We start from the raw sequence: 25038 nt of genomic DNA, 5'->3' as shown, positions 1-25038 counted from the left end.
GCCCCGGCAGGGCCGGTTACTCCTTGCCCATCTCCATCAGCAGGCGCTCGGCCCGGGCATCCTCGATGCGGTTGACGAGGCGCTTGCCCTCGTGGACGTCGCGCACGGTCTTCACCAGGGTGATGCAGGACTGGACCAGCATCGTCACGCCCATGGCGAGGTAGGCCTTGGTCCAGAGGTCGAGGGGCAGGAACAGGATGCCGCCCGCCACCATGGTGGCGGCGCCGATGAAGGAGGCGTAGGTGAACGCCACCCAGGCGGAGGTGTGCTGCGGGGTCTGCGGGGTCATGGCGGTGAATCCTCGAAACGATGGAACGGGAACGGTGCGCTCAGGCGGCGGCCGCGCGAGCCTCGGCCTCGGTCGCCCGGGTCGCGGTTTCCTGGGCCTGGGCCTGGGCGCGCAGGCGCTCCATCACGCTGCCGGCGCTCGGCCGGGTGCGCGGGCCGAAGCCGGCCTCCTCCAGGCGCTCGCAGAGCGAATCGGGTGCCGCCGCCTCGATGATCGCCAGGGCCTCGTCGGAGGCGGCCTCCGCGGCTTGCGCCTCGCGCAGGCGCCGCAGGGTGGCCTGCGCCTCGGCCAGCGCCGCCGGGCTGCCGGCGCCCTGCCCGCGCCGGGCCCGCAGGCGGCGCACCGCCTCCGCCGCGCGGGCCATGCGCTGGCCGCGCTCCAGCTCGGCGATCTGGCGGCTGCCCTGGCGCACCGCCCGGCGCAGCGCCGCGACCTCCGCGCTGCAGGCCGCGCGGGTCGCCTCGAGGGCGCGCGCGTCCTCCTCCATCTCGGCGATCGCCTCGGCGGCCTCCGCCGCCAGGTCCTCGCGCCCGCCGGCCAGCGCCGCGACGGCGCGGGTCTCCAGCTCGACGAGCCGGCCGGCGAGCGCGCCCTGCGCCCGCGCGTCGGCGGCCTCCTGGGCGATCGCCCGCGCCAGGGTGCGGCGGCTGTCGTCGAGGGCCGCGGCCGCATCGCGCAGCTGCTGCTCCAGGATCAGGAAGGCGTGCTGGTCGTGCAGGTCCTCGACGGCGCGGGCGGCGGTGCCCCGGACGAGGGTGGACAGGAGGGTGAGCATGGCGGGCTCCGGGTTCGTGAACGTTGTTCACGAACGCAGGTTTCCACAGCTCTGAACGTTGTTCAAGAGCAAATTTGAACGTCGTTCACGAAAGTGCGGAAACGCACCACGAAGGCGGACACGGCATGCGCACCGACGACAGACGCGAGCGGCTCCGGACGGCCCTCATCGACGCGGCCGAGGCCACCATCGCGGCCGACGGCCTGTCGGCCCTGAAGGCCCGCGACCTCGCCCGGGATGTCGGCTGCGCGCTCGGCGCGATCTACACCGCGTTTCCCGACCTCGACGCCCTGATCCTGACGGTGAACCTGCGCACGCTCGCCCTGTTCGAGCGGGCGATCACGGCGGTGCCCCTCGCGCCGGAGCCGGAGGGCGCGGCGACGCCGGCCGAGCGGGACGCGGCGGTGGAGACCCTGGTGCGGCTGGCGGTGGCCTACCTGCACTTCGCGGCCGGGAATCCGGCGCGCTGGCGCGCCCTGTTCCAGCACCGGGTCACCCACGCGCTGCCCGATTGGTACCTCGTCGAGCAGGTGCGCCTGTTCCAGTACATCGAGGTCCCGCTGCGGGTGCTGCGCCCGGATCTCGGCGGGCGCGAGCGGGCGCTGCTCGCCCGCTCGCTGTTCTCCGCCACCCACGGCCTCGTCAGCCTCGGCCTCGACGAGAAGCTGATGGTGCTGAGCGAGCCGGTGCTGCGCGGGCAGATCGAGATCGTCGTGGGGGCGCTGGGGCGGGGGTTGGCCGAAGGATAAGTGACGTCATGCCTACGACGACGGCCCGCTCGGCCGCGAGCAGGCAATCGATCGCGTTATGTTGCTAATCTCCGGATGACAAAGGCTTGATGCCTGCTGGTATCTCGCGCTCGATCCGGTGGATCTCCTCGGGATGACGTTCCATGATCCGTAGGAGATTCGTCATGGAGCGGCTCGGCATGACCTCCCCACTCTCGTATTTCTGGAATGAACGTGGTCCTCCACCCAGAACCTCGCTGGCTTTTACTTGCGAAAGTCCGAGCTTCTTGCGAACGCGAGCGACTTCGCTCGGCGTCGCAAGACCCTCGACCTCAGCCTTGAGAGCTACCAACGCGCGATCCGACACCTTGAGGTCTTCGCGCGAATGGATGCTTTCCCCACTGGCATCGCAGTACCAGCCCGGAAGGGCGACGTCCTGCTTGCGGCCCTTATAAGAGATAACGAAAGGACGTGTATCCCGCACCATCGGTTCGCCCGTGACAGGACAGACAGGTACCTCAACCATCGCTCTTCTCCTTGAACGACAGCAGTAGAAACTCGGTGACGGTGTCGGATCTGAACTTAATATAGAGTGTGCCGAGATTGCATGGAACGTGGTACACGTCTTGCCACTCGCGCGGATTGCGATGCGATGTCACCGATTTGCTGAAATGTCGTCTCTGCATGGTCTGAATGGTGTCAATCATGTCAGTCGCGCCGAAGCCGAATTCTGCCGCGGTCCGGATAGCCGATCCCGCTACGCGAAATTGGGCGCCACTTGCCCAGGCTCGAAAACTATCCAGGTCGTAAGTCGGCTTCCGCTTCTCTGTCATGGATAATCATACACCATAATGGTGCATCGACCAGGGGTGCCGAGGCAATGTCGGCTCACGCCTTTCGAAATTGCCGGCAAGCGCTGCGGAGAGCCCTACCACGCCACCGTCTCCCCCCGGTAATCCAGGTACGCGCAGCCCCGCTGCCCGAGCCGTCCTTCCACCACCTCGACCATCCCCTCGGCGCTGGTCGCCACGTCGATGTCGGCCTCGGGCCCGCCCATGTCGGTGCGCACCCAGCCCGGATGCATCAGCACCGTGCCGAAGGGCGCGTCGCGGTGGCGGGCGGCGAAGGAGCGGGCGAGCGTATTGAGGGCGGCCTTGCTCGCCCGGTAGCTCTCCCAGGTGCCGCCCTCGTTGAGCGAGACGCTGCCGAGGATCGAGCTCATCAGCACCATCAGGCCGCCGGGGGCGACCGTCCCGGCGAAGGTCTCGGCGAAGCGGACCGGGCTCACCGCGTTGGTCTCGTAGACCTTGAGCGCGCTCGCCCGGTCGCCCTGCGGCAGCGGCACGTGGGCGCCGTCGGCGATCCCTGCGACGACGAACACCGCGTCGAAGCTGCGCCCGGCGAGGGTGTCGCGGAGGCGCGCCACGGCCGCGTCGTCGTCGATGTCGACGCGCAGGATCTCGGGCGCGACCGGGCTCAGGGCGGCGAGCGCCGGCGCCTCGCCCCGGACGGTGGCGGTGACGGCCCAGCCGCGGGCGAGGAAGGCCCGGACCAGCCCCAACCCCAAGCCGCGCGAGGCCCCGACGATCAGGGCGTGACGGTCCTGCTGGGCCATGGCGGTCTCCTTTCGGTCGATTCCTGCCGGGAAATAGCGCCCGCACCGCGGCGGCAAGCGGCGTACCGGCAAGCGGCGTAGGTAAGAGGCGTCAGGCCGCGGCGGCGCGGGCCGCGCTCCAGCGCTCCACCGTCGCCAGCAGCTCGTCGGGCCGGAACGGCTTGCCGACGTGGTCGTCCATCCCGGCAGCGCGGAACTGTGCGACCTGCTGCGGCAGCACGTTGGCGGTGAGCGCGACGATCGGCAGGCGGCCGGCCGGGGCGCCGAGCTCGCGGATGTGGCGCGTCGCCGTCAGGCCGTCCATGCCGGGCATCTGCACGTCCATCAGCACGAGGTCGTGGGCGTTCGTCTGCACGGCCGAGATCGCCTCGGCGCCGTCGCCCACCACCGTCACCCGGTGGCCGCGCCGCTCCAGGATGGCGCGGGCGATGTCCTGGTTGATCGGGCTGTCCTCGACGAGGAGGATCCGGGCCGGCCGCTCGAGCGGAGGCGCCTCGGGGCGCGGCCGCGCCGTCGCCTCGTCGGGGCCGTCCGCCAGGGGCACGGTGAACCAGAAGGTCGAGCCGCGGCCGGGCCGGCTCTCGACCCCGATCTCCCCGCCCATGGTCTCGATCAGGCGGCGGCTGATCGCCAGGCCGAGGCCGGTGCCGCCGAAGCGGCGCTGGATCGAGCCGTCGACCTGGGAGAAGCGCTGGAACAGGCGCCCGAGCCGCTCGGCCGGGATGCCGATCCCGGTATCGCTGACCGCGACCTGCAGGACGTGGCGCCCGCCGGCGAGCGGCGTGCTGGCCAGCCGCAGGCTCACGCCGCCCGCCGGCGTGAACTTGATCGCGTTGTTGAGGAGGTTGAGCAGCACCTGGCGCAGCCGGTCGGGGTCGCCGACGAGCCGGGGCGCCAGGGTCGCCTCGGCCTCGACCGACAGGACCAGGCGCTTGGCGTCGGCCGCCGTCCGGACGATCGACACCGCGGTGTCGGCGAGCGCCGCCGGGGCGAAGGGCTGCGGGTCGAGGTCGATCTGCCCGGCCTCGATCTTCGAGAAGTCGAGGACGTCGTTGACCACCGTCAGCAGGGCCTGGCCCGCCTCCTGGATCCGCCCGGCGCTGCGGCCCTGCGCCGGCGACAGGGTGGCGTCGCGCAGCAGCAGCTCGGCGTAGCCGATCACGCCGTTGAGCGGCGTGCGGATCTCGTGCGACATGGTCGCCAGGAACTCGGTCTTGGCCGCGCTCGCGGCCTCGGCCTGGGCTTGCGCGGCTTCCGCCTGGCACCGCGCCGCCTCGGCGACGCGGTTGGCCTCCAGCACCGCGAGCTCGCGCCGCTTGCGCTCGGTCACGTCCGAGAAGGTGCGGATCGCGCCCCCTTCCGCGAGGCGGACGGTGCGCACCTCGAGCACGGTGCCGTTCGGGCGCGTGCGCTCGTAGACCGGGGGCGCGCCGAGGAGGTCGCCCCGGAGCTTGAGCCAGGTCTCGCGCTCCGGCCGCGCATCGCCGAACTCGCCGCTCGCCCGCTGCCAGGCCACGAGGTCGGCGAGGGTACGCCCGCCCTGCCGGGAGCCGGGCGGCAGGCCGAGGAGGTCGATCGCCCGCTCGTTGCAGAGCCGGACGAGGCCGGCGGCGTCGATCAGCAGTACCCCCTGGTCCATGTTGGCGAGGGTGGCGTCGAGGAGCGCCTTCTTCTCGACGAGCTCGCCCGTGCGCGCGGCGATGCGCGCCTCGAGGTCGGCGTTGCTCTCGCGCAGGGCGTCCGCCTGCCGGTGCAGGGTGGCGGAGGTCTGCGCCAGCACCGCCCCGACCTCGTTCACCTCGCGGATCGGCGTGACCGGGCTCGCCAGCAGGATGCCCCGGCTGAGGTCGTCCGCGGCCTGCGACAGCAGCGCCTTGGCGAGCAGGATCCGCCGGCCGACGAGGAGCGAGGCGACGAGCGCGATCAGCCCGAGGCCGAGGATCACCGGCGCCAGCACCAGGACGGAGGTGACGAAGGGCGCCCGCAGGGCGGCCTGCTCGATGCCGATCGTCACCGTCCAGCCCGAGAGGCCCGACCGGTGATGGGTGCCGAAGACCGGGATGCCGCTCAGGTTGCGGCCCGACCACCGGCCGGTCGTCCCGGTGACCGCGTCGAAGCCCGGCAGCGGCCGGCCGGCCGCGGACTCGGTGTCGACCGAGCGGCCGATGATGGTCCCGGCCCGATCGGTGACCGAGCCGGAATAGGGCGCGGTGACGCCGGCCTGCCGCAGGATCTCGCCGAACAAGGCCGCCGGCAGGCTGGCATTGAGAAGGTAGGCCGGCGCGCCCTCGCGCAGCACCGGCACCGTGACGACGACGAGGGGCTTGCCGGTCGTGGTGCCGGTGAGGAAGTCGGAGATCGCAGGCAGGCCGGTCTCGCGCACCGCCCGGTCGTGGGGGAGGACCGCCCCGGGCAGCGGCGCCCCCCAGGGCAGCCGGGTGTTGACGCGCTGCCGGCCGTCGAGGTCGCGCAGGACGATGTTGGTGCCCTGCAGGTTCAGGAGCTCCCGCGCCTGGCGGTCGAAACGGGCGAAGTCGCCCGCCTCCAGGGCCGGCGAGGTGGCGAGCGCCTGCAGCATCGCGACCTGGCCGCTCAGGAAGCGGTCGATCTGCTCGACCGCGTGGGCGTTGAGCGTCGCGGTCCGCTCCTCCATCCGCGCCTGCTCGGCCTGGACCCAGCGCTGGGCGATCAGCCCGATGATCAGGAGCGCCGGAACCAGCAGGGCGAGGGCCAGCGCCGTGACATGCATCCGGAGCGGACGCGCGCGGAAGCCGGGGGCCATCCCCGCGCCTGCGCTGCTCTGATGGTGATCCGACAACTGTTCCACCGGCCCGACGACCTCGCGCCCGCCGCAGGTCGGTCGACTGTCCGGTACAAGAATGAAAATTCTCGGTCTTGGTAAGGCGATAACGGTTATATGGCGCCCGGCATGTGACTACAGGTCAATGATCAGTCGAACTAGTCCATTCGGCATGGTCGATGCGGGTTCATCCGGGATCATGGCTCATCCATGTCCCCGGCGATCCGGCCCCGCTCAATCCATGTCCCGGCTCGAATCCCCGGCATCGAGCCCGCCGTCCAGATTGATCCCGTCGAGGTCGTCCTCGGCCTCGGAATCGGATTCGTGCGCCTCGAGGCCGGCGGCCTCGGCGAGGTTGCGGGCGGCGCGGCGCAGGAGCTTACGCAGGCGCCGGCGCTCCTTGTTGTCGAAGCCGTCCAGCATCTCGGCCTCGACCTCGTCCCAGATGCCGGCGATCGCCTTCGCCTTGGCGAGGCCGGTCTCGGTCAGGCGCACCCGGACGATGCGGCCGTCCCCGGCCTCGGTCCGGCGCTCGACCACCCCCATGGCGGCGAGCCGGGTGATGGTCTTCGAGGCGGTGGGCGGGCGCACCCGCAGGGTGGCGGCGAGGTCGCCCATGGTCATGGTGCCGGCCTCCGCCAGCGCCTGCACCACCTGCTCCTGGCCGGCGAACAGGTCGAGCTCGGCCAGACGGTCGCCGATGCGGCCGCGATGGAGCCGGGCCGCCTGCATCAGGGCCCAGCCGACGCTCTTGGCGCCGGGGGGGCGGAGACGCTTGGCCGCGCGACGCGGCGTGTCCGCGGCCACTGCCTGCTCGACCGCTGCCATGGCGTCACGCCCCCGTCCTCGAGACAAATCTGCCGCGCAGGCCCTGTGAGTGCAAGGGCGGCGGACCGGGCGCCCGGTGGCGCCCCGAGCGCACATGGCAGCGGGCCTGTGACGCCTGGATGACGGACCTCTGGATGAGGCTTGCCGGTTCCGGTCCCCTCGCCGGCGGCCTATGCTGGCGCGGCGCAACGAGTGCGGAGCGACGCGGATGCCGGCCCGGCCCTGGGGCGACCTGACCACCGAGGAATGCCGCGGCGGCGCCCTGCGCGCCGCCGTGGCGGTGCTGCCGGTCGCGGCCGTGGAGCAGCACGGGCCGCACCTGCCGCTCTCCACCGACGTCGTCATCGCCGAGGGCTACCTCGCCCGGGTCGTGGCGCGCGTCCCCGCCGGGCTCGACGTGCGGATCCTGCCGGTGCAGGCGGTCGGCCTGTCGCCCGAGCACGCGGATTTTCCCGGCACCCTGACACTCTCCCCCGAGACCGCGCTCGCGGCCTGGGGCGGGATCGGCGACGGGGTGGCGCGGGCGGGCTGCTCGCGGCTCGTCATCGTGTCGTCGCACGGCGGCAACAGCGCGCTGATCGACCTCGTCGCCCTGGGGCTGCGGGGCCGGCACGGGATGGTGGCGGTCACCACCGCCTGGAGCCGCTTCGGCACCCCGCCGGGCCTGTTTCCCGACGACGAGGTGCGCCACGGCATCCATGGCGGCGGGATCGAAACCGCCCTGATGCTGGCGCTGCGGCCCGACCTGGTGCGGGATGCGGCGATCCGCGACTTCGTGCCGGCGACGCGCGCGATCGCCCGCACCTACACCCATCTGCGCGCCGGCCGGCCCGCCGCCTTCGCCTGGCACGCCCAGGACCTCAACCCGGCGGGCGCGATCGGCGACGCGCGGCTGGGCACCGCCGAGGCCGGCCGCGCCCTCCTCGACCACGGCGCGGCGGCCTTCGTCGAGCTGCTGCACGACGTCGCCCGCTTCCCCTTGCCGGAACCGGCCTCCCGCCCGGGCGAGTGACACACTATATCACTCTTCGCCGCGCCGCCCCGGCGGCGCCCCCGCGACCGGTTTCGCTGCAAGAAGACGCCCCCGCATGTCCGACAAGATCCCCGTCACGGTGCTCACCGGCTATCTCGGCGCCGGCAAGACCACGCTCCTCAACCGCATCCTCACCGAGCCGCACGGCAAGCGCTACGCCGTGATCGTCAACGAGTTCGGCGAGATCGGCATCGACAACGACCTCGTCGTCGGCGCCGACGAGGAAGTGTTCGAGATGAACAACGGCTGCATCTGCTGCACCGTGCGCGGCGACCTGATCCGCATCATGGACGGGCTGATGAAGCGCAAGGGCAAGTTCGACGCGATCATCGTCGAGACCACCGGCCTCGCCGACCCGGCGCCGGTCGCCCAGACCTTCTTCGTCGACCAGGATGTCGGCGAGGCCGCCCGCCTCGACGCGGTGGTGACGGTGGCCGACGCCAAGTGGCTGTCCGAGCGCCTGAAGGACGCCCCCGAGGCCAAGAACCAGGTCGCCTTCGCGGACGTGATCCTGCTCAACAAGGCCGACCTCGTCGACGAGGCCGGCCTCGACGCGGTCGAGCGCCAGATCCGCGCCATCAACCCGTCGGCCGAGATCCACCGCACCGAGCATTGCGCGGTGCCGCTCGCGACGGTGCTCGACCGCAAGGCCTTCGACCTCGCCCGCATCATCGAGGTCGAGCCCGAGTTCCTCGAGGAGGGACACCACCACCACCATTCCGACGAGATCCAGTCGGTCTCGGCGAGGCTTCCCGGGGCGGTCGATCCCAACAAGTTCATGCCGTGGATCTCCGACCTGACCCAGGTCCAGGGGCCGGACATCCTGCGCTGCAAGGGCATCGTCAGCTTCCCCGACGAGCCGCGCCGCTTCGTCTTCCAGGGCGTCCACATGATCCTCGACGGCGACCTGCAGGACGAGTGGAAGCCCGGCGACCCGCGCGAGTCCCGCGTCGTCTTCATCGGCCGCCACCTCGACCCGGAGGCGATCCGCAAGGGGTTCGAGGCCTGCCGGGCCTGACGGGCCGCGAGCGGTCCCGCGCTTGAGCGGAAGCGACCGATCCTGTCGCTTTCGCGACGGTTTGCGCTTTTGCGCCGCGGACGGCCATGGTACAGGCTTGGCCGTCCGTTGATGGTCGCGGGAGAGACCGGCTTCGCGCCGGCACCGAAGGGGAAAGGTGCGCCAGCCGTGCTGCGCGCCGAAGCTCTCAGGTCAAAGGACCGCGATCGAGAGGACACTCTGGAGAGGGCGCCACGACGCCCGCCGATGGAGCAAGCCGGCCTTCGTGCCGGCGAATCTCTCAGGCCACCCGAACAGAGTTCCAAACCCTGTCGCCCGCCGAACCGGCGGGAAGGATGGAACGCATGTCGGGACAACAGACCTCCTACGATCTCATCGTGCTCGGCGCCGGCGTCGTCGGCACCGCCACCGCCTACTGGGCGGCCAAGGCCGGCCTGTCGGTCTGCGTGGTCGACCGCCAGGGCGGCGCGGGGCTCGAGACCAGCTACGCCAATGGCGGCCAGATCTCGGTCAGCCACGCCGAGCCGTGGGCCAATCCGGGCGCGCCGCTCAAGGTGATGAAGTGGCTGTTCGATGCGCGTGCGCCGCTGCTCTTCACCCCCCGCCTCGACCGGCACCAATGGTCGTGGATCGCCGGCTTCCTGCGCAACTGCACCCCCGAGCGGGCGCGCCGCAACACCGTCGAGATCGTGCGGCTCGGCGCCTACAGCCGCGCCAAGCTGCAGGAGATCCGCGCCGCCGAGAACCTGGCCTATGCCGAGAAGACCCTCGGGATCCTGCATTTCTACCGCGACATCAAGGAGTTCGAGGCCGCCAAGCCGGTCGCCGAGCTGATGCGCCGGCACGGCTGCGAGCGCCGGGTGGTCTCCCGCGACGAGGTGCTGGCGCTCGAGCCGGCCTTCGCCGACGCCATCGACGACGTGGTCGGCGCCACCTACACGGCGGAGGACGAGAGCGGCGACGCCCGCGCCTTCACCCAGGCGCTCGCCGCCCGCACCGCCGCGATGGGGGCGACCTTCCTGTACGGCTCGGAGGCGACGCGGCTGCTGCTCTCCCCCTCGGGCGACCGGGTCGCCGGCGTCGAGGTGATGGTGGCGGGCGGGCACCAGCGGCTCACCGCGCCGAACGTCGTGGTGTCGCTCGGCGCGTGGTCGGCGCCGTTCCTGCGCCGCTACGGCGTCAACCTGGCGATCTACCCGGCCAAGGGCTACTCGGTCTCGATCCCGATCGAGGGCCATAACGGCGCGCCGCAGGTCAGCCTGACCGACGACGAGTACAAGCTGGTCTATTCCAACCTCGGCACCCACCTGCGGGTCGCCGGTACCGCCGAGTTGTCGGGCTATACCCGCCACCTCGACGCCGAGCGGGTCGCGGCGATCCTGGAGAACGCCCGGCGCACCTTCCCGAATGCCGGCAACTTCGCCGCCGCCACCGCCTGGAGCGGGCTGCGCCCGACCACGCCCTCGAACGTGCCCTATCTCGGCCGCACCCGCATCCGCGGCCTCGTGCTCAATACCGGCCACGGCACGCTGGGCTGGACCATGGCGGCCGGCTCCGGCCGCATCGCCGCCGACCTCGTGACCGAGCGCGAGACCGAGATCCCGGCGCCGCTGGCGGCGTGATCCGGACCGGCCCCCGGCGCGAGGCGCCGGGAGGCCCGTTCACCGCACCGTGACCTGGCCCTTGATCTTGTCGTAGGTCGCCCGGCTCAGCACCCGCTTCGACAGCAGTTCGCCCGGCGAGGCGTAGGGACGCCGGGCGACGATCGCCTTGCCGATCATGCCGCCGCCCAGCCCGTTCAGCTCGGCCACGCTGGCGGTGTTGAGGTCGACCGTCCCGGTCGAGGGCGGCGCCTCGGCGGCGGCTTCGGCGGGGTCGGCCGGCAGCGGCGCGGAGGGGGCGGCCGGGGTGAAGACCGGGGGAGGGGAGGGCGCCGGCACGGGCGCCGGAGCCGCGCTCGGGGCAGGAATCGGGGAAGGAATCGGAGCAGAGTTCGGGGCCGGCGTCACCTCCGCCACCGGCGGCTGGCGCGGGGCCGGAGGATCGGCCGCGCGCGGGCCGGGATAGACCGAGCGCACCGGATCCCCGCTCTCGCTCGTCGGCGCGGGCGGCGCCAGGGACGCCCCGCTTCTTCCCGGCTCGGTCTGCCTGCCGGGCTCCGCCCTCCTGGACGACTCCACCTTGGGCGGCTCCGACAGGTGCGTGCCGGTGCGCGGCATCAGGAACTGCCACAGCCCGGCGAGGCCGGCCGCCAGCACGACGATGACGAGGGCGCGGGTGATGGCCGAACCGGTCAGCATCGCGGGCAGGTGTCCTTGAGGGTGCGAGACGGGGCGCCCGCCGAGGGCGGCATTCGGCGCCAGTCTACAGCAGGTTATGGCCGGGGCGAGGCAGGAGCGCAGGCCCGCGGCCGGTCTTCTGCGAGATGTCCACGGTTTCACGCGCCGGTTATCCGTCCGGCCGGGTCCGGTTCCCCAGCGTCGCGGGGCGAGAACCACCGCGAAACATCGCCCGCGCGCCGGGTCTCGACGGTCGTCGGCCGCTCAGGCGAGGGCGGGCAGGCGCCGGATCGACCGGATCGCCCCGTCCCCGGTGCCCGGACCGGTCGCGCCGGCCCGGATGCGGCCTTCCGCTTCGGCCAGGGGCTCGACCGCCACCGCCATGTGGTGGCCGTTGGCGTGGATCAGCCGCGTGGCGTCGAGCATCATCCCGGTATGGCCGCGCCAATACACCAGGTCGCCGCGCCGCAGGCCCGCGAGATCCGGCCCGAAGGCGACCGGCTCGCCCAGCGCCGCCTCCTGCTGGTCGCTGTCGCGCGGGGCCGGGATGCCGGCGGCGGCGAGCGCGGCCTGGACCAGCCCGGAGCAGTCGAGCCCGAGGCTGCTGCGCCCGCCCCACAGGTAGGGCGTGCCGAGGAAGCGCAGGGCCGTCGCGGCGATGTCCGGCTCGACCGCGTCGCGGGGCGCGAGGTGGCCGGCCCAGACGAAGCGGCCGTCGGCGAGGCGGGCGTACTGTCCCTCCTGCGCCGCCACCGCCACCAGGGCGCCGAGGTCGAGGGCGGCGAGGGCCGGGCGCTTCAGGTCGGCGGCGGGGTAGAGGAAGGTGCGCAGGGCCGCGACCTTGTGGGTCGGGGCCGGATCGACCGGGCCGAGGGCCTCGGCCGGGAGGTAGCCGACATAGCCGTCCGCGGCGAGCTGCGCGAAGGCCCAGCCGTCGCGCAGCTCGTAGACCGTCGCCGCCTCGCCGAACAGCGCCTCGCTGTCGAGGGCGGCCTGCGGGTCGGGCGCGCGGCGCAAGGGGGCGACGGGGGCGACGATCCGCTGCGTCCGTCCGGCGACGAAGCGCGCCGCCTCGACCCGCCCGCGCAGGCGCTCGTCGGCGAGGTCCGGCCGGGCCGGGGTGAGGCGCGGGTCGAGGCGGGGCAGGTCGGTCATCGGAACAGATCGGTCACGCGCGACGAGGGGGCCGTCGGAGGGCTGCGGACCGCCGGGCGGTGGCCGGCGGGGACGGGCGGGCCGGCCGATCCTCTCAGGCCGGCGACGTCCCGGCAAGCCGGCCTGAGAGGATCGGCCGGCCCCGACCCGGTCGGCGTCCAGCGGCGCCTGCGACCTTATGCCATAGATCGCGGGCAGCGGCGGCCGTGGACCGAATTCCGCTGGCGGCGCCGCATCCTACCCGGAAACACGGCGCAACCATTCCAGCGCCGCCGGGTTGGACATGCGCGTGTTGCACTGCAACAATCGCCGTGCCTGCGCTATGGTCAGCCCATGATGATGAGCCGCACCGTGAAGAAGCCGACCGACAAGCCCCGCAACCTGCCGCCGATCCGGGTGCGCAAGGAGCCCCCTACCGTCTCCGAGGCGGTGGCCGCGGCGCAGGACCTGGCCGACGACGTCGAGCAGCAGGTCGAGATCGCCGCCGGCCTGATCGGCCTGCCGCCCGAGGAGGTGCGCCCGCACGTCCTGCAGGCCGCCCAGGTCCTGGCCGCCAAGCCGAGGGAGAGGGCGCCCGAGCGGATCATCAGCGCCGGCAGCGGCCTGCGCGCCCCGCGCACGGTCATCGTCGAGCGCCGGGCCGGCCGCCCCCTCGTCGAGCGCCGCATCCGCCCGCCCCTGGACGGGCGTCGCTGAAGCGCACACGATCCGTTCACCCATCATATGGTGTTGCGCTCCCGGCCGCATTCGAGAGAGTATTGTTCACCATCGAACGCCTCCGTGCGATTTCGGCGGCGTACCGGCCCGTGCTAGACTGGCCGGATGGGGATCCTGCGGCGAGGGCGGCGTCCGGTTGCCGTCGGTATGGTGTGCACATGAACTCTCTCGAGCCTGTCGCGACAGGCGTGGATGCGTTGCGGCTCGACAATCAGCTCTGCTACGCGCTCTACGCGGCCTCCCACCGCATGACGAAGTGCTATCGGCCGCTGCTCGAGCGGCTGGGCCTCACCTATCCGCAATACCTCGTGCTGATCGTGCTGTGGGAGCATGACGGGCTGACGGTGTCCGATATCGGCCGTCGCCTGCGCCTCGATTCCGGGACGCTGACCCCTGTGCTCAAGCGCCTCGAAGCGGCTGGCTTCGTGCGCCGCACCCGGCGCCAGGCCGACGAGCGCGAGGTCGAGATCAGCCTCACCGACGAGGGACGGGCCCTCCAGGCCGAGGCGGTCGAGGTGCGCCGGTCGGTCGTGCACACCCTGCAGATGTCGGAGGGCGAGATCGCCGACCTGCGCAACCGCCTCGATGCGCTCATCGCCACCCTGGGCAGCGAGGCCTGAACCGGCCGAGATCGTTTGCCGGTTAACAAATCCTGCTTGAGCGCCGCGGCCCATCCCGCTTAAAGGGACGGGCGAGGTGCGTCGTCCGCCGCGAGGCGGACGGATCGCGGATTCGCACGACGGGAGGCGGGCGCCTCCCGCCCGAGCCCGGACCCAGCGAGTGCGCGCCGCCGTGACATCCGAGACCCGTCCCAGCGTTCGAGCCGGCCTCCCGGGAGGCCGGGCCATGTCGGGTCGGGCCATATCGGGTCGAGCCTTGCCGCGTCGGGCCATCGTGGCGGGCCGGGCGGGGTCATGAAGAGCCTGCGGTCCCTCGCGGGCCTCCTCACCGGCTGGTCGGAGCGCGCGGGCGAGCCGCGCCGCCAGGTCGCGGTGCTGCCGGTCCGGCTCGGACCGGACGGCGCCCTGCAGGTCATGCTCATCACCTCCCGCGAGACCCGGCGCTGGGTGGTGCCCAAGGGCTGGCCGATGAAGGGCCTGAAGAACTACGAGGCCGCCGCTCGCGAGGCCTACGAGGAGGCGGGCCTGATCGGCCGGGTCGGCCGGCGCGCGCTCGGCAGCTACTTCTACCACAAGCGCCTGAAGAGCCGCGACACGGTCCTGTGCCAGGTCCAGGTCTTCCGCCTCGACGTCCGCAAGCAGCTCAAGACCTGGCCCGAGCAGCACGAGCGCGAAGGCCACTGGTTCAGCGTCCCGGAAGCCGCCGAGGCCGTGACCGAGGCCGGCCTCGCCGCCCTGATCCGGGCCGCCGGGGCCGAGGGCGCCAAGGCCCGCAAGGCCAAGGCCAAGGCCACGGTCAAGATCCCGCCCAAGGGCCCGCCCACGGGCAAGGACGCCTCCACGGGCAAGGAACCCTCCGGCAAGGAACCCTCGGGCAAGGGATCGCCCTCCGACAAGGGGGCCTCGGGCAAGCCGTCCGCCGGCAAGGCCTCGTGACCCCGGCGCTATCCATCCGTCACACGGCCCCGCTATAGGCGCGGGGTTCGGCCGGACCCGGACGGATCCGCATTCCCCTCACGAGCGGCGACGCGATGGCGATCATCCAGGCCTTCCAGGCCGGCGAATTTCTGAACTCGGCCCTGAGCCTGCTCTGCGCCTTCGTGCTCGGCACCCTGATCGGGGCCGAGCGCCAGTACCGCCAGCGGACGGCTGGCCTGCGCACCAACGTGCTGGTGGCGGTGGGGGCCGCGGCCTTCGTCGATCTGGGCATGCGCATCGGCCACGGCGACGGCGCGATCCGCATCGTCGCCTACGTGGTCTCGGGCGTCGGCTTCCTCGGCGCCGGCGTGATCATGAAGGAGGGGATGAACGTCCGCGGCCTCAACACCGCCGCGACCCTGTGGTGCTCGGCCGCGGTCGGGGCGCTGTCGGGGGTCGATCTCGCGGCGGAGGCCGCCCTCGTCACCGTCGCGGTGCTCGCCGGCAACACCCTGCTGCGGCCCCTCGTCAACGCGATCAACCGCATCCCGATCGACGAGCGCGACTCGGAGGCGACCTACGAGGTCCGCGCCACCACCGACACCGACCGGCTCTCCGAGGTGCGCGACCTCCTGGTCGAGCGCCTGGAGGCGGCCCACTACCCGGTGAGCGAGGTCGACGTCGAGGAGCGCGGCGACGACGACGTCGAGGTCGTCGCCACCCTGGTCAGCACCGCGATCGAGCCGGAGGAGATCGACGCGGTGATCGCGCGTCTCGGCGCCGCCGAGGGAATCCGCCGGGCGACCTGGACGGTGCGGACGACGGATTGAAGGACATCAGGTCCCGGGCAGCGTCACCCGCCGCGCCCGCCGGCGCTGGATCGCCAGGAAGCTGCCGAAGGCGAGCCCGATGACGAGGAGCGAGACCCCGGTCGTCACGGTGCCGAGCGCGTAGATCTCCGGCGTCGTCACCGTGGTGGTGAGGCCCTGGAGCTCCAGCGGCAGGGTGTTGCGCCCGCCGATCGCCTGGCTGGTGCGGGCGAGCTCGTCCCAGGACAGGGTGAAGCCGAACAAGGCCACCCCGACGAGGGAGGGCAGGATGATCGGCACCACGACGTGGCGCAGGGATTGCGGCCCGGTGGCGCCGAGGTCGCGCGCCGCCTCCTCGTAGGCCGGGTTGAAGCGGTTGAACACCGCGAACATGATGAGGAGGCCGAAGGGCAGGGTCCAGGTCAGGTGGGCGCCGAGCGCGGAGGTGAACAGCCCCATCACGGTGCCGTGGTCCTGGAGGACGCCCCAGCCGGTCCAGGCGGCCAGCGCCTTGATACCCTCGTCGATCAGCCGGAACTCGAGGCCGATGCCGAGCGAGACCACGATCGAGGGCACGATCAGGCTCGCCACCGCGACGTAGAACAGCGGCGTCTGGCCGAAGAAGCCCTTGCGGAAGGCCAGCCCCGCGAAGAACGCCAGGGTGACGGTGAGGCCCATCACCACGAGGCCGAGGGCCAGCGAGCGCCGGAACGCCGCCCAGATGTCGACGACGCCGAGCCCGGCCCAGAGGCGCGAGAACCAGAAGGTCGAGACCCCGTTCATCGGGAAGGTGAGGCCGCCCTGCGGGCCCTGGAAGCTCAGCGCCAGGATCGTCAGGGTCGGCCCGTAGAGGAAGAGCACGAACAGCCCGAAGAAGGCCGCCAGCACGTAGAACGAGAAGGGGCGGGGCCCGTCGCGGCGCATGGCTCACAGCTCCCGGCGCAGGTCGATCAGGCGGGTCAGCGCCGCGATCAGCACCATCACGGCGCCGAGCAGCACCACCGCGTTGGCGGCCGCCGCGGGGAATTGCAGGTAGGCCATCTGCACCTGGATCACCTTGCCGACCGAGGCGATCTGCTGGCCGCCCATGACGCCCACCGTGACGAAGTCGCCCATGATCAGCGTCAGGACGAAGATCGACCCGATGGCGATGCCGGGCTTGCATAGCGGCACGATGACGGTCCACAGCGTCTGCCAGGGCGTGGCGCCGGCATCCGTCGCGGCCTCGATCAGGGACCGGTCGATCCGCATCATCGAGTTGAAGATCGGCACGATCATGAACACCGTGTCGAGGTGGATGAAGGCCAGCACGACCGAGAAGTCGGAGTAGAGCAGCCCCTCGATCGGGCTGCTGATCAGCCGCAGGCCCATCAGCGTGTCGTTGACGAGGCCGTTGCGGCCGAGCAGCGGCACCCAGGCGATCATCCGGATCACGTTCGAGGTCCAGAACGGGATGGTGCAGACGAGGAACAGCACCGTCTGCATCGCCGTCGAGCGGACGTGGAAGGCGACGAAGTAGGCCACGGTGAAGCCGATGCCGAGCGTCGCGGCCCAGCCGAGCAGGCAGAACTTCAGCGTCGACAGGTAGGTCCGGAAGGTGGTGCAGAGGTCGGCCCCCGACAGGCAGCCCTCGAACACGTCGGCGTAGTTCTGGAGCGTGAAGGCCGGGATGATCTCGTACTCGTTGTACTCCCAGAAGCTGACGATCAGGGTGAGCGCCAGCGGCACAAGGAAGAAGACGAGGAAGACCAGCCCCAGCGGCATCGCCTGCCAGTAGGCGAGGCGGCGCTGGCGCCGCGTCGCTGCTGCGAGCCCCGGGAGGGGGGAGGCGGCGGAGACCGCCTCCGGGAGTGCAGGGACCGCGACCGTGCTCATGCGGCGATGAACTCGTTCCACTTGCGCACCATGTAGGTGTTCTCGTCCATCACCGAGTTCCAGCAGGCGACGGCGCCCATGCGGTTCTCGAACGAGCCGCCGTCGCGCACCGCGCCGGCCTTCTCCATGATGGTGCCGTCCGGGGCCTTGATGTCCTTCTCGGCCGGCTTGCCCTCCATCCAGAATGCCCATTCGTAGGGCTCCATGTTGGCCTTTGCCGTCTCCAGCACCGCCGAGTAGTAGCCCTGGCGATTCAAGTAGGCACCGGCCCAGCCCGACAGGAACCAGTTGATGAAATCGTAGGCAGCGTCGAGCTTCTTTCCGGTCAGGGTCTTGGGCAGGCCGAAGCCGGAGGCCCAGGCGCGGTAGCCCTCCTTGAGCGGCTGGTAGGTGCAGGCGACGCCCTGCGAGCGCACCTTGGTGACGGCGGGCGACCACATCGACTGGATCACCGTCTCGCCCGACGCCATCAGGTTCACGGATTCGTTGAAGTCCTGCCAGAAGGCGCGGAACTGCCCGGCGCGCTTGGCCTCGATCAGCACCTTCATGGTGCGGTCGATCTCGGCCTTCGTCATGTTGCCCTTGTCGGGATAGGTGTAGTCGCCGGTCGCCTCCACCACCATCGCGGCGTCCATGATGCCGATCGACGGGATGTTGAGGATCGAGGCCTTGCCCTTGAACTCGGGATTGAGCAGCTCCTTCCAGCTCGTGACCGGGCGCTTGATCAGGTCGGGGCGGATGCCGAGCGTGTCGGCATTGTAGGTGGTCGGGATCAGGGTGATCCACTCGGTTGGCGACGCGGCGAACTTGGTCGAGGTCGGGCCCTCGAGGTAGAACACCTTCTTGGGCGCCGTGCCCTGGTCGCCGATCTTCTTCCCCCCGACCTCGCCCTTGGTGAAGACCGGGGTGATCTTGTCGGCGTTCTTGATCCGGCGCGCATCCATGCCGACGAGGTTGCCCGACGGCATCAGCTTCTTGAGGCTGAAATACTCCGAATCGACGATGTCGAACGAGTTCGGCTGGGTGACGACGCGCTTCGAGACCTCGTCGGTCACGACCGGGATGTACTCGATCGTGATGCCGAGATCCTCCTTCACCTTGCGGGCGATGTCGCCGCTCTGGTTCACGGCGGTGCCGAGGTAGCGCAGGGTCACCGGCTCGGCCGCGATGATCGCCGGAAAGCCCGTGATGGCGCCCGAGCCGGCGGCGAGGCCGGCGGCGGCGCCGGCCCCTTGGAGCAGCGTGCGGCGCGACAGGCGGGGTGTCTTGGATTCGGTCATGGCGAGAATCTCCCTTGTCGAGGTCGTCGTCAGGCGTCGAGGCGGTGGGCCTCGTCCGCCGGCCAGCCCACCCGCACCGTCTCCCCGAGGGCCAGCGGGCTCGCGGCGTAGGCGCGGTCGCTCAGGATCGCCGTCAGGGCCGCGCCGGATTCGGCGGCGAGCTCCGGCGCCTCGAGGCTGACGTGGACGGTGCTGCCCTGGTACTCGACCGCGACCACCCGGGCGCTGCGCGCCTGCGGGCCGGCCTCCGGCCCGAGGCGCATCCGGTCGGCCCGCACGGCGATGCGCCGGTCGGGCAGCGCGATGACGTTGTGGCCGCCGATGAAGCGGGCGACGAAGGCCGTGGCCGGCCGCTCGAACACCGTGCGGGGATCGGCCGCCTGCTCGATGCGGCCGCCATTCATCACCACGACGAGGTCGGAGAGGGCCATCGCCTCCTCCTGGCTGTGGGTGACGTGCACGAAGGTGATGCCGAGCTCGCCCTGAAGGCGCTTGAGCTCGGCGCGCATCCGCACCCGCAGGAACGGATCGAGGGCCGAGAGCGGCTCGTCGAGGAGCAGCACCTTGGGCCCGGTGACGAGGGCGCGGGCGAGCGCCACGCGCTGCTGCTGGCCGCCCGAGAGCTGCGCCGGCAGGCGCCCGGCGAGGTGGTCCATCTGGACGAGCGCCAGCATCGCGTCGGCGCGCTTCGCCCGCTCGGCCTTGGGCACGCCCCGCATCTTGAGCCCGAAGGCGACGTTGTCGCGGCAGGTGAGGTGGGGAAACAGCGCGTAGCTCTGGAACATCATCGCGGTGCCGCGCTGCGCCGGCGGCAGGTCGCCGACCGCCTTCGGGCCGATCACCACGTCGCCGGACGTGACCGTCTCGTGCCCGGCGATCATCCGGAGCGTCGTGGTCTTGCCGCAGCCCGAGGGGCCGAGCAGGCAGCAATACGAGCCCGAGCGGATCTTCAGGTCGATGCCGTCGACCGCGACGGTGTCGCCGTAGCGCTTGGTCAGGCTGGCGAGTTCGATGTCCACGCGCGCTCCCCTCGGCGGCTCGTCTTGGCAGGGGGCAAAGCAAGGGGCGGGCCAGGGGTCGGGGCTCGCGGACCCGGAACCCGGCGCCGGCCCGCGCGGCGCACCCGGCAGGGCAGGGAGCCCCGCAGGGCCGATCCCGCGGGACGATTCCTGTCCGCGAAGCTGTTGCAATGCGCCGGGCGATCCGTTATCCCCCCGCTCGTCTTCGGCGCTCCACGGACCGCCCGGCCACGAGGCCGCGTGCGGGACGGGTTGGGTCGACGGGCCGTTGTAGCTCAGTGGTAGAGCGCGTCATTGGTAATGACGAGGTCGGGAGTTCAATCCTCCCCAGCGGCACCATCCTCAAGCGTGAGAGTCGGAGATTTCGCTCGGCGCGTGTGATCGCAGGTCTGCCCGAAGGGGCGGCCGCAGCACGAGCCGGCGCGCCGTTGTAGCTCAGTGGTAGAGCGCGTCATTGGTAATGACGAGGTCGGGAGTTCAATCCTCCCCAGCGGCACCATCCCCTCTCCGGACTTCGTCATTCCCGATCCCGTCGTCGCTCGTCGACCGGAGCGCAGCGCCGGCCCGAATCCGCCGGCCTCATCAGAGATCCGGCCGTCGGTGCCACCGCACGGGCGTGTGATACCGTGTCGGCAAGGACGCTTCCGAGCGCGGTATCGCTTCAGGCAACGATCCGCCCCGGCCCGGCGCGTCGTCACCCCATCCACGAGTGGCATCCCATGAGCAGCTTGAAATCCATGAGCAGCTTGAAATTCGGCACCTCCGGACTGCGCGGCCTGGTCACGGATCTCGAGGGGGGGCCGAGCTTCGCCTACGCGGCGGCGTTCCTCGCCGCGATCGGCACGGAGGCGGGGGCCCGCCGCGAGGTCGTGGTCGGGCGCGACCTGCGCGACAGCAGCGCGGGAATCGCCGCGACGGTCGCCGCGGCCGCGGCGGCGGCCGGCGTGACCGCGATCGATTGCGGCGCGCTGCCGACCCCGGCCCTCGCGCTCGAGGCGCGGCGGCGCGGCGCCTGCGCCGTCATGGTCACCGGCAGCCACATCCCGGAGGATCGCAACGGCCTAAAATTCTATCGCCCCGGCGGCGACGAGATCACCAAGGCCGACGAGGCCGCGATCCTGGCGGCCCTCGGCGCCGCCGGCGACGCTCCCCCTCCGCCGGCGGTCCCGGCCGCGCCGGAGCCGGACGCGATCGCGCGGTACCGCCGGCGCTCCCTCGACGCCTTCGGCCCGGATCTCCTGGCGGGCCGGACGGTCGCCGTCTACCAGCAGAGCTCGGTGGCGCGCGACCTGCTCGCCGACGTGCTGGCCTCCTGCGGCGCCCGGGCGGTCCCGATCGGCCGGTCCGACACGTTCGTGCCGATCGACACCGAGGCGCACCGCCCGCAGGACGTGGCGTTCATCCGCGACGTCATGGCCTCCGGCCGCTTCGACGCCCTGGTGACGACCGACGGCGACGCGGATCGCCCCCTGGTCGCGGATGCCGACGGCCGCATCCTGCGCGGCGACGTGCTCGGGTTGATCACCGCCCGGTATCTCGGGGCCGATGCCGTCGTCGTGCCGGTGACGGCCGGTTCCGCCATCGAGCGCACCGGCTTCCCGCGCGTGCTGCGCACCCGGGTCGGTTCGCCCTTCGTCATCGCCGGGATGGAGCAGGCGCGGCGGGAGGGGGCAACCGTCGTCTGCGGCTTCGAGGCCAATGGCGGGTTCCTGCTCGGATCGGACGTGGCGATCGGCGGGAGGATCCTGCCGGCGCTGCCGACGCGCGACGCGATGCTGCCGATCCTCGCGACCCTGGCCGCCGCGCAGGCGCAGGGCCTGAGCCTCGCCGATCTCGTCGCCGCGCTCGATGCGGGGCAGACGGCGAGCGACCGCCTGGGCGACGTCGCCGCCGAGCGCAGCGGCGCCCTGCTCGGCCGGCTCCGGGACGCGGCGTTCCGCCGGGATTTCCTGCGGCCCGTCGGATCGCCGCAGGCGGTCGACGAGCAGGACGGGGTCCGGATCGTGCTCGACGGCGAGCGGACGATCCACTTCCGCGCCTCCGGCAATGCCCCGGAGCTGCGGTGCTACGCGGAGGCGAAGTCGGAGCGCGAGGCCGAGGACCTGGTCCGGTGGGGGCTGGCCGCGGCGGCGGCGGCCATGGACGGGACGGCGGGGCCGGGCGGGGCCGCCTGATCCGGGGCGCGCGGGCGCCCGCGGGGCGGGTCCCGGGCGCCGTCAGGCGCGCGCCGCGCGCCGCTCCTCCCGCGCCGTCGCGCCGGTCCAGATCGTCGCCTCGTCCATCAGGCCGGCGAGGCGGTCGGCGGGCTGCGGCTTGCCGAACAGGTAGCCCTGCATCTCCTCGCAGCCCTCCTCGACGAGGAAGCGCACCTGCCCGTCGGTCTCCACGCCCTCGGCCACCACGCCGATCCGCAGGGAGCGGCCGAGGCCGAGCACGGCGCGGACGATCACGGCGGCGGAGGGCCGCTCCTCGAGCTGGCTGACGAAGGAGCGGTCGATCTTGATCTTGTCGAACGGGAAGGCCTGCAGGGTCGCCAGCGACGAGTAGCCGGTGCCGAAATCGTCCATGGCGATCTGGATCCCGAGCGCCTTCAGGCGCCGCAGGACCGTCAGCGCGCGGGCCATGTCGTTGACGATGACGGTCTCGGTGATCTCGATCTCCAGCCGGTCCGGCGACAGCCCGGTCTCGGTCAGGATCGCCAGCACCCGCTCGGGCAGGTCGGCCTGCTGGAACTGGCGCGGCGACAGGTTGACGGCGACCTTGAGCGGGCGCGCCCAGCCCGCCGCCTCGCGGCAAGCCGCCCGCAGGACCCACTCGCCGAGGGGCACGATGAGGCCGGTCTCCTCGGCGAGCGGGATGAAGGCGCAGGGCGGCACGAGGCCGCGCGACGGGTGCCGCCAGCGCACCAGCGCCTCGAACCCGGCGAGCCGGCCGCGGGCGGGCTGGACCTGCGGCTGGTAGTGCAGGGTCAGCTCGTCGCGTGCGAGCGCCCGGCGCAGGTCGGTCTCGAGCCGGCGCCGCTCCGCGAGCGCGGCATCCATCGCCGGCTCGAAGGCGCGGGCGGCGTTCCGGCCCTCCGCCTTCGCCTTGTAGAGCGCGAGGTCGGCGCGGCGGAAGATCGCCTCCTCGTCGGTCCCGTGGGCGGGCGCGACGGCGATGCCGATGCTCGCGCCGATCTCGGTCGGCTGGCCGCCGAGCTGGACCGGCCGGCCGATCTCGCGGATGAGCGCCTGGGCCCGCGCCAGCGCCGCCTCCGGGCCCGCGACCGAGCCGACCAGCACCGCGAACTCGTCGCCGCCGAGCCGCGCCGCGCTGTCGCCGGGGCCGAGCCCCGCCTGCAGGCGCGCGGCCACCGCGCGCAGGAGCGCGTCGCCCGCGAGGTGGCCGAGGGCGTCGTTGACCTCCTTGAAGCGGTCGAGGTCGAGGCACAGCACCGCGCAGGAGCCCCCCTCGCCCGCGACCTCGGCCAGGCGCCGCCGCAGCCGCTCGCGGAACAGGGTGCGGTTCGGCAGGTCGGTGAGGGCGTCGTGGGCCGCCATGTGGGCGATCCGTCCCTCGGCCTCCTTGCGCACGCCGATATCGACGTGGGTGCCGACCAGCCGGAGCGCCCGCCCGTCGGGAGCGCGCCCGACGACCTTCGCGCGGGTGAGGAACCAGCCCCAGGCGCCGTCCTTGCGCCGCAGCCGGTGCTCGCACTCGAAGACCGGGGTGGCGCCGGCGAGGTGCTCGTCGAGCATCGCGAAGACCCGCCCCCGGTCGTCCGGATGGACCAGCGCCCGCCAGGTCAGGGTATGGGAGGCCAATTCCCCCGGCGCGTAGCCGAGCAGGTCCCACCAGCGGTCCGAGGTCCAGGCCTCCCCGGTGGCGAGGTCGCAATCCCACAGGCCGTCGCTGCCGGCCTCGAGGGCGAAGGCCAGGCGCTCCTCGCTCGTCCGCAGCGCCTCGCGGGCGCGCACGATGTCGTCGATGTCGAGCGCCGTGCCGATCCACTCGGCGACCGCCCCCGCGCGCAGGACCGGCACCATGACGATCTTGTACCAGCGGTACTCGCCCGACAGGTCCCTCAGGCGCGCCTCGGTCTCGAGGGGGCGTGCCGCGGCCTGCGCGTCCCGCCAGGCCGCCTCCATGCGCTCCCGGGTGTCCGGATGGTGGGAGGCGAAGCGCTGCGTGCGGGAGGTGGCGCCCGCGCCGAACAGCGCCTGGTAGCGGCGGTTGGTGTAGACGCTGTCGCCGTCCGCCGGCGCGACCCAGACCATCTGGGGCAGCGCGTCGGTGAGCGCCCGCATGCGCTCCTCGCTCGCCGCGAGGGCGGTCGTCTGCTCGCTCAGCACGCGGTTCAAGCGACGCAGGCGGTCGGCGGCGAGCGCCATCGCCGCGCAGGCGAGCACCGCCAGGGTGACGACGGCGATGCCGGCGGCGAGCGCGGCGCGCGGCAGGCTGTCGGCGGCGAGGTCGGCGCGCGGGTCCGGGACGAGCCGGGTCGCGGCCATGGAGAGGAAATGCATCGCCGCGATGCCCGCCGACAGCAGGGTCGCCGACAGGATCAGGCCGCCGCGCTCCGTCCGCGGCAGCGCCAGGAGGGCGAGGCAGACCAGGACGGTCCCGGTCAGGATCGCGGCGGCGGCGAGCGCCGGATCCCACGCGAAGGTGCCCGGCGCCTGCACGCCGTGCATGCCGGTGACGTGCATCGCGGTGATGCCGAGGCCGAGGAGCACGCCGCCCGCGACGACCCCGCGGACGAGGCGGGCGCGACGCAGGACGGCCAGGGCCGCGAAGGCGCCGGCGACGCCGACGGCGAGGGAGGCCAGGGTGATCGCCGGATCGTAGCTGACGCCCACGCCCGGATCGTAGCCGAGCATGGCGATGAAGTGCGTGCTCCAGATCCCGGCGCCGGCCGAGAAGGCCGCACCGGCGAGCCAGCCGAACGCCCGCCCGCCGCGCTCGACCCGGGCCTGCTCCAGCAGGTGCAGCGCGGTATGGCAGGAGAGCCAGCAGACCAGCCCCGCCAGGGGCACCGCCCAGGCTGCATGCTCGGCCGTCAGGCACATAAACGCACGATACATGGTGTCCTGCTGCGACACGCGACGATGCCGGCCAACATGCATCGGCGACACTTAACAAAGGTGACGGATCGGAGGCGGGCCTGAATCCCGCCCGGGCCCGGCGGCACCGTCGCATCACCTGCGGATAGCCCGGCAATAGCGAACGTCATCCGCGCGACGACTGCGGCTCGATTGATGCCGGGGAGGGCGGCCGGTCCCCGGGCAGGGAGGCCCACGG

General features: G+C 72.3%; 22 protein-coding genes, 2 tRNA genes, 1 pseudogene and 1 riboswitch. Of the genes and pseudogenes, 11 read left to right on the top strand and 14 right to left on the bottom strand.

The genetic code is table 11. The features are described 5' to 3' along the window. Window positions 1–16: 16 nt before the first annotated feature. Window positions 17–289 (bottom strand): YiaA/YiaB family inner membrane protein, encoded by a 273-nt coding sequence (locus tag A5481_RS12860; RefSeq protein ID WP_048436865.1) that lies wholly within the window; start codon window positions 287–289, stop codon window positions 17–19. A gap of 40 nt (window positions 290–329) precedes the next feature. Beyond that, window positions 330–1064, bottom strand: a complete 735-nt coding sequence (locus A5481_RS12855) for a PspA/IM30 family protein (RefSeq protein ID WP_048436864.1) — start codon at window positions 1062–1064, stop codon at window positions 330–332. 125 nt (window positions 1065–1189) lie between these two features. On the opposite strand from A5481_RS12855, the gene A5481_RS12850 reads away from it, so the two are divergent. Then, complete coding sequence (locus A5481_RS12850) at window positions 1190–1813, top strand: TetR/AcrR family transcriptional regulator (RefSeq protein WP_048436863.1); 624 nt, start codon at window positions 1190–1192, stop codon at window positions 1811–1813. Window positions 1814–1877: 64 nt separating this feature from the next. Here A5481_RS12850 and A5481_RS32405 read toward each other — a convergent pair whose 3' ends face one another. The 5 genes from A5481_RS32405 to A5481_RS12835 form a co-directional block, all read right to left on the bottom strand. Further along, window positions 1878–2318 (bottom strand): type II toxin-antitoxin system MqsA family antitoxin, encoded by a 441-nt coding sequence (locus tag A5481_RS32405; protein WP_082173538.1) that lies wholly within the window; start codon window positions 2316–2318, stop codon window positions 1878–1880. After that, window positions 2311–2625: a type II toxin-antitoxin system MqsR family toxin gene (locus tag A5481_RS32400; RefSeq protein ID WP_082173536.1), complete on the bottom strand. Its 315-nt coding sequence runs from the start codon at window positions 2623–2625 to the stop codon at window positions 2311–2313. Before A5481_RS32400 ends, A5481_RS32405 begins: the two co-directional genes overlap by 8 nt. 95 nt (window positions 2626–2720) lie before the next feature. Further along, window positions 2721–3407 (bottom strand): SDR family oxidoreductase, encoded by a 687-nt coding sequence (locus tag A5481_RS12845; protein WP_048436862.1) that lies wholly within the window; start codon window positions 3405–3407, stop codon window positions 2721–2723. Window positions 3408–3498: 91 nt separating this feature from the next. After that, entirely contained in the window at window positions 3499–6189 is a 2691-nt protein-coding gene (locus tag A5481_RS12840) for an ATP-binding protein (RefSeq protein ID WP_064503980.1), read from the bottom strand. 252 nt (window positions 6190–6441) lie between these two features. Continuing rightward, the gene (locus A5481_RS12835) at window positions 6442–7035 is read right to left on the bottom strand and encodes a MarR family winged helix-turn-helix transcriptional regulator (protein ID WP_048431964.1); all 594 of its coding nucleotides are present in this window, start codon (window positions 7033–7035) and stop codon (window positions 6442–6444) included. A 208-nt stretch (window positions 7036–7243) separates the two neighbouring features. Here A5481_RS12835 and A5481_RS12830 point away from each other — a divergent pair, with 208 nt between their 5' ends. The 3 genes from A5481_RS12830 to A5481_RS12820 all read left to right on the top strand — a co-directional run bounded on the left by A5481_RS12830 (window position 7244) and on the right by A5481_RS12820 (window position 10708). Beyond that, a complete protein-coding gene (locus tag A5481_RS12830; RefSeq protein ID WP_048431966.1) occupies window positions 7244–8047 on the top strand; it encodes a creatininase family protein in 804 nt (267 codons plus the stop codon). 76 nt (window positions 8048–8123) lie between these two features. Beyond that, window positions 8124–9086 carry a CobW family GTP-binding protein gene (locus tag A5481_RS12825; RefSeq protein ID WP_048431963.1) on the top strand — a complete coding sequence of 321 codons (963 nt, stop codon included), beginning with the start codon at window positions 8124–8126 and terminating at the stop codon, window positions 9084–9086. Window positions 9087–9194: 108 nt separating this feature from the next. Next, a riboswitch (glycine riboswitch) is annotated at window positions 9195–9299 on the top strand. Window positions 9300–9430: 131 nt separating this feature from the next. After that, the gene (locus A5481_RS12820; protein WP_048431962.1) at window positions 9431–10708 is read left to right on the top strand and encodes a D-amino acid dehydrogenase; all 1278 of its coding nucleotides are present in this window, start codon (window positions 9431–9433) and stop codon (window positions 10706–10708) included. Window positions 10709–10747: 39 nt separating this feature from the next. On the opposite strand, the gene A5481_RS12815 is transcribed toward A5481_RS12820, so the two are convergent. Together A5481_RS12815 and A5481_RS12810 are read right to left on the bottom strand one after the other, a co-directional pair. Next, window positions 10748–11386, bottom strand: coding sequence for a helix-hairpin-helix domain-containing protein (locus tag A5481_RS12815; RefSeq protein ID WP_064503979.1), 639 nt, complete (start codon window positions 11384–11386; stop codon window positions 10748–10750). Between the two features lie 243 nt (window positions 11387–11629). Beyond that, the gene (locus tag A5481_RS12810) at window positions 11630–12520 is read right to left on the bottom strand and encodes a C40 family peptidase (protein WP_156655624.1); all 891 of its coding nucleotides are present in this window, start codon (window positions 12518–12520) and stop codon (window positions 11630–11632) included. A gap of 333 nt (window positions 12521–12853) precedes the next feature. Between A5481_RS12810 and A5481_RS12805 the strand changes: the two genes are divergently transcribed. From A5481_RS12805 to A5481_RS12790, 4 genes and pseudogenes are all read left to right on the top strand, one after another. After that, window positions 12854–13216: a hypothetical protein gene (locus tag A5481_RS12805; RefSeq protein WP_048437726.1), complete on the top strand. Its 363-nt coding sequence runs from the start codon at window positions 12854–12856 to the stop codon at window positions 13214–13216. Window positions 13217–13395: 179 nt separating this feature from the next. Continuing rightward, window positions 13396–13857: a MarR family winged helix-turn-helix transcriptional regulator gene (locus A5481_RS12800; protein WP_048434212.1), complete on the top strand. Its 462-nt coding sequence runs from the start codon at window positions 13396–13398 to the stop codon at window positions 13855–13857. Window positions 13858–14151: 294 nt separating this feature from the next. Then, window positions 14152–14607: pseudogene (locus A5481_RS12795) on the top strand (NUDIX hydrolase); the annotation flags it as partial. Between the two features lie 281 nt (window positions 14608–14888). Continuing rightward, window positions 14889–15605: an MgtC/SapB family protein gene (locus tag A5481_RS12790; protein WP_048434213.1), complete on the top strand. Its 717-nt coding sequence runs from the start codon at window positions 14889–14891 to the stop codon at window positions 15603–15605. 6 nt (window positions 15606–15611) lie between these two features. Here the strand turns inward: A5481_RS12790 and A5481_RS12785 are convergent, their stop codons facing one another. Genes A5481_RS12785 through A5481_RS12770 form a run of 4 tightly spaced genes read right to left on the bottom strand, consistent with a single transcriptional unit; the run spans window position 15612 to window position 19758 of the window. After that, window positions 15612–16508: an ABC transporter permease gene (locus tag A5481_RS12785; protein WP_048434214.1), complete on the bottom strand. Its 897-nt coding sequence runs from the start codon at window positions 16506–16508 to the stop codon at window positions 15612–15614. Window positions 16509–16511: 3 nt separating this feature from the next. Further along, on the bottom strand, window positions 16512–17459 hold the full coding sequence (locus A5481_RS12780; RefSeq protein WP_048434215.1) for an ABC transporter permease: 948 nt from the start codon (window positions 17457–17459) through the stop codon (window positions 16512–16514). Then, window positions 17456–18739 carry an ABC transporter substrate-binding protein gene (locus A5481_RS12775; protein ID WP_048434216.1) on the bottom strand — a complete coding sequence of 428 codons (1284 nt, stop codon included), beginning with the start codon at window positions 18737–18739 and terminating at the stop codon, window positions 17456–17458. Before A5481_RS12775 ends, A5481_RS12780 begins: the two co-directional genes overlap by 4 nt. 29 nt (window positions 18740–18768) lie before the next feature. Then, window positions 18769–19758 (bottom strand): ABC transporter ATP-binding protein, encoded by a 990-nt coding sequence (locus A5481_RS12770; RefSeq protein ID WP_064503978.1) that lies wholly within the window; start codon window positions 19756–19758, stop codon window positions 18769–18771. 264 nt (window positions 19759–20022) lie between these two features. On the opposite strand from A5481_RS12770, the gene A5481_RS12765 reads away from it, so the two are divergent. From A5481_RS12765 to A5481_RS12755, 3 genes are all read left to right on the top strand, one after another. Then, window positions 20023–20097: transfer RNA gene (locus A5481_RS12765), tRNA-Thr, on the top strand. A gap of 85 nt (window positions 20098–20182) precedes the next feature. After that, window positions 20183–20257, top strand: a tRNA-Thr gene (locus tag A5481_RS12760). 238 nt (window positions 20258–20495) lie between these two features. Next, entirely contained in the window at window positions 20496–21932 is a 1437-nt protein-coding gene (locus A5481_RS12755; protein ID WP_064503977.1) for a phosphohexomutase domain-containing protein, read from the top strand. Between the two features lie 42 nt (window positions 21933–21974). On the opposite strand, the gene A5481_RS12750 is transcribed toward A5481_RS12755, so the two are convergent. Continuing rightward, the gene (locus tag A5481_RS12750; protein ID WP_156655623.1) at window positions 21975–24821 is read right to left on the bottom strand and encodes a bifunctional diguanylate cyclase/phosphodiesterase; all 2847 of its coding nucleotides are present in this window, start codon (window positions 24819–24821) and stop codon (window positions 21975–21977) included. Between the last annotated feature and the right edge of the window lie 217 nt (window positions 24822–25038).

The sequence above is a fragment of the Methylobacterium platani genome (genome assembly GCF_001653715.1).
Lineage (GTDB): Bacteria > Pseudomonadota > Alphaproteobacteria > Rhizobiales > Beijerinckiaceae > Methylobacterium > Methylobacterium platani.
Note: the sequence above shows the minus strand (reverse complement) of the source record. Positions and strands in the feature narration are given on the sequence as shown.

Bases quoted from the DNA above. Each gene is read 5' to 3' on its own strand.
- A5481_RS12750 (WP_156655623.1), bottom strand. From the start codon at position 24,821: ATGTATCGTGCGTTTATGTGCCTGACGGCCGAGCATGCAGCCTGGGCG.
- A5481_RS32405 (WP_082173538.1), bottom strand. From the start codon at position 2,318: ATGGTTGAGGTACCTGTCTGTCCTGTCACGGGCGAACCGATGGTGCGG.
- A5481_RS12825 (WP_048431963.1), top strand. From the start codon at position 8,124: ATGTCCGACAAGATCCCCGTCACGGTGCTCACCGGCTATCTCGGCGCC.
- A5481_RS12845 (WP_048436862.1), bottom strand. From the start codon at position 3,407: ATGGCCCAGCAGGACCGTCACGCCCTGATCGTCGGGGCCTCGCGCGGC.
- A5481_RS12805 (WP_048437726.1), top strand. From the start codon at position 12,854: ATGATGATGAGCCGCACCGTGAAGAAGCCGACCGACAAGCCCCGCAAC.
- A5481_RS12800 (WP_048434212.1), top strand. From the start codon at position 13,396: ATGAACTCTCTCGAGCCTGTCGCGACAGGCGTGGATGCGTTGCGGCTC.
- A5481_RS12840 (WP_064503980.1), bottom strand. From the start codon at position 6,189: ATGGCCCCCGGCTTCCGCGCGCGTCCGCTCCGGATGCATGTCACGGCG.
- A5481_RS12810 (WP_156655624.1), bottom strand. From the start codon at position 12,520: ATGACCGACCTGCCCCGCCTCGACCCGCGCCTCACCCCGGCCCGGCCG.
- A5481_RS12780 (WP_048434215.1), bottom strand. From the start codon at position 17,459: ATGAGCACGGTCGCGGTCCCTGCACTCCCGGAGGCGGTCTCCGCCGCC.
- A5481_RS32400 (WP_082173536.1), bottom strand. From the start codon at position 2,625: ATGACAGAGAAGCGGAAGCCGACTTACGACCTGGATAGTTTTCGAGCC.
- A5481_RS12790 (WP_048434213.1), top strand. From the start codon at position 14,889: ATGGCGATCATCCAGGCCTTCCAGGCCGGCGAATTTCTGAACTCGGCC.
- A5481_RS12850 (WP_048436863.1), top strand. From the start codon at position 1,190: ATGCGCACCGACGACAGACGCGAGCGGCTCCGGACGGCCCTCATCGAC.
- A5481_RS12775 (WP_048434216.1), bottom strand. From the start codon at position 18,739: ATGACCGAATCCAAGACACCCCGCCTGTCGCGCCGCACGCTGCTCCAA.
- A5481_RS12855 (WP_048436864.1), bottom strand. From the start codon at position 1,064: ATGCTCACCCTCCTGTCCACCCTCGTCCGGGGCACCGCCGCCCGCGCC.
- A5481_RS12755 (WP_064503977.1), top strand. From the start codon at position 20,496: ATGAGCAGCTTGAAATTCGGCACCTCCGGACTGCGCGGCCTGGTCACG.
- A5481_RS12835 (WP_048431964.1), bottom strand. From the start codon at position 7,035: ATGGCAGCGGTCGAGCAGGCAGTGGCCGCGGACACGCCGCGTCGCGCG.
- A5481_RS12820 (WP_048431962.1), top strand. From the start codon at position 9,431: ATGTCGGGACAACAGACCTCCTACGATCTCATCGTGCTCGGCGCCGGC.
- A5481_RS12785 (WP_048434214.1), bottom strand. From the start codon at position 16,508: ATGCGCCGCGACGGGCCCCGCCCCTTCTCGTTCTACGTGCTGGCGGCC.
- A5481_RS12830 (WP_048431966.1), top strand. From the start codon at position 7,244: ATGCCGGCCCGGCCCTGGGGCGACCTGACCACCGAGGAATGCCGCGGC.
- A5481_RS12815 (WP_064503979.1), bottom strand. From the start codon at position 11,386: ATGCTGACCGGTTCGGCCATCACCCGCGCCCTCGTCATCGTCGTGCTG.
- A5481_RS12860 (WP_048436865.1), bottom strand. From the start codon at position 289: ATGACCCCGCAGACCCCGCAGCACACCTCCGCCTGGGTGGCGTTCACC.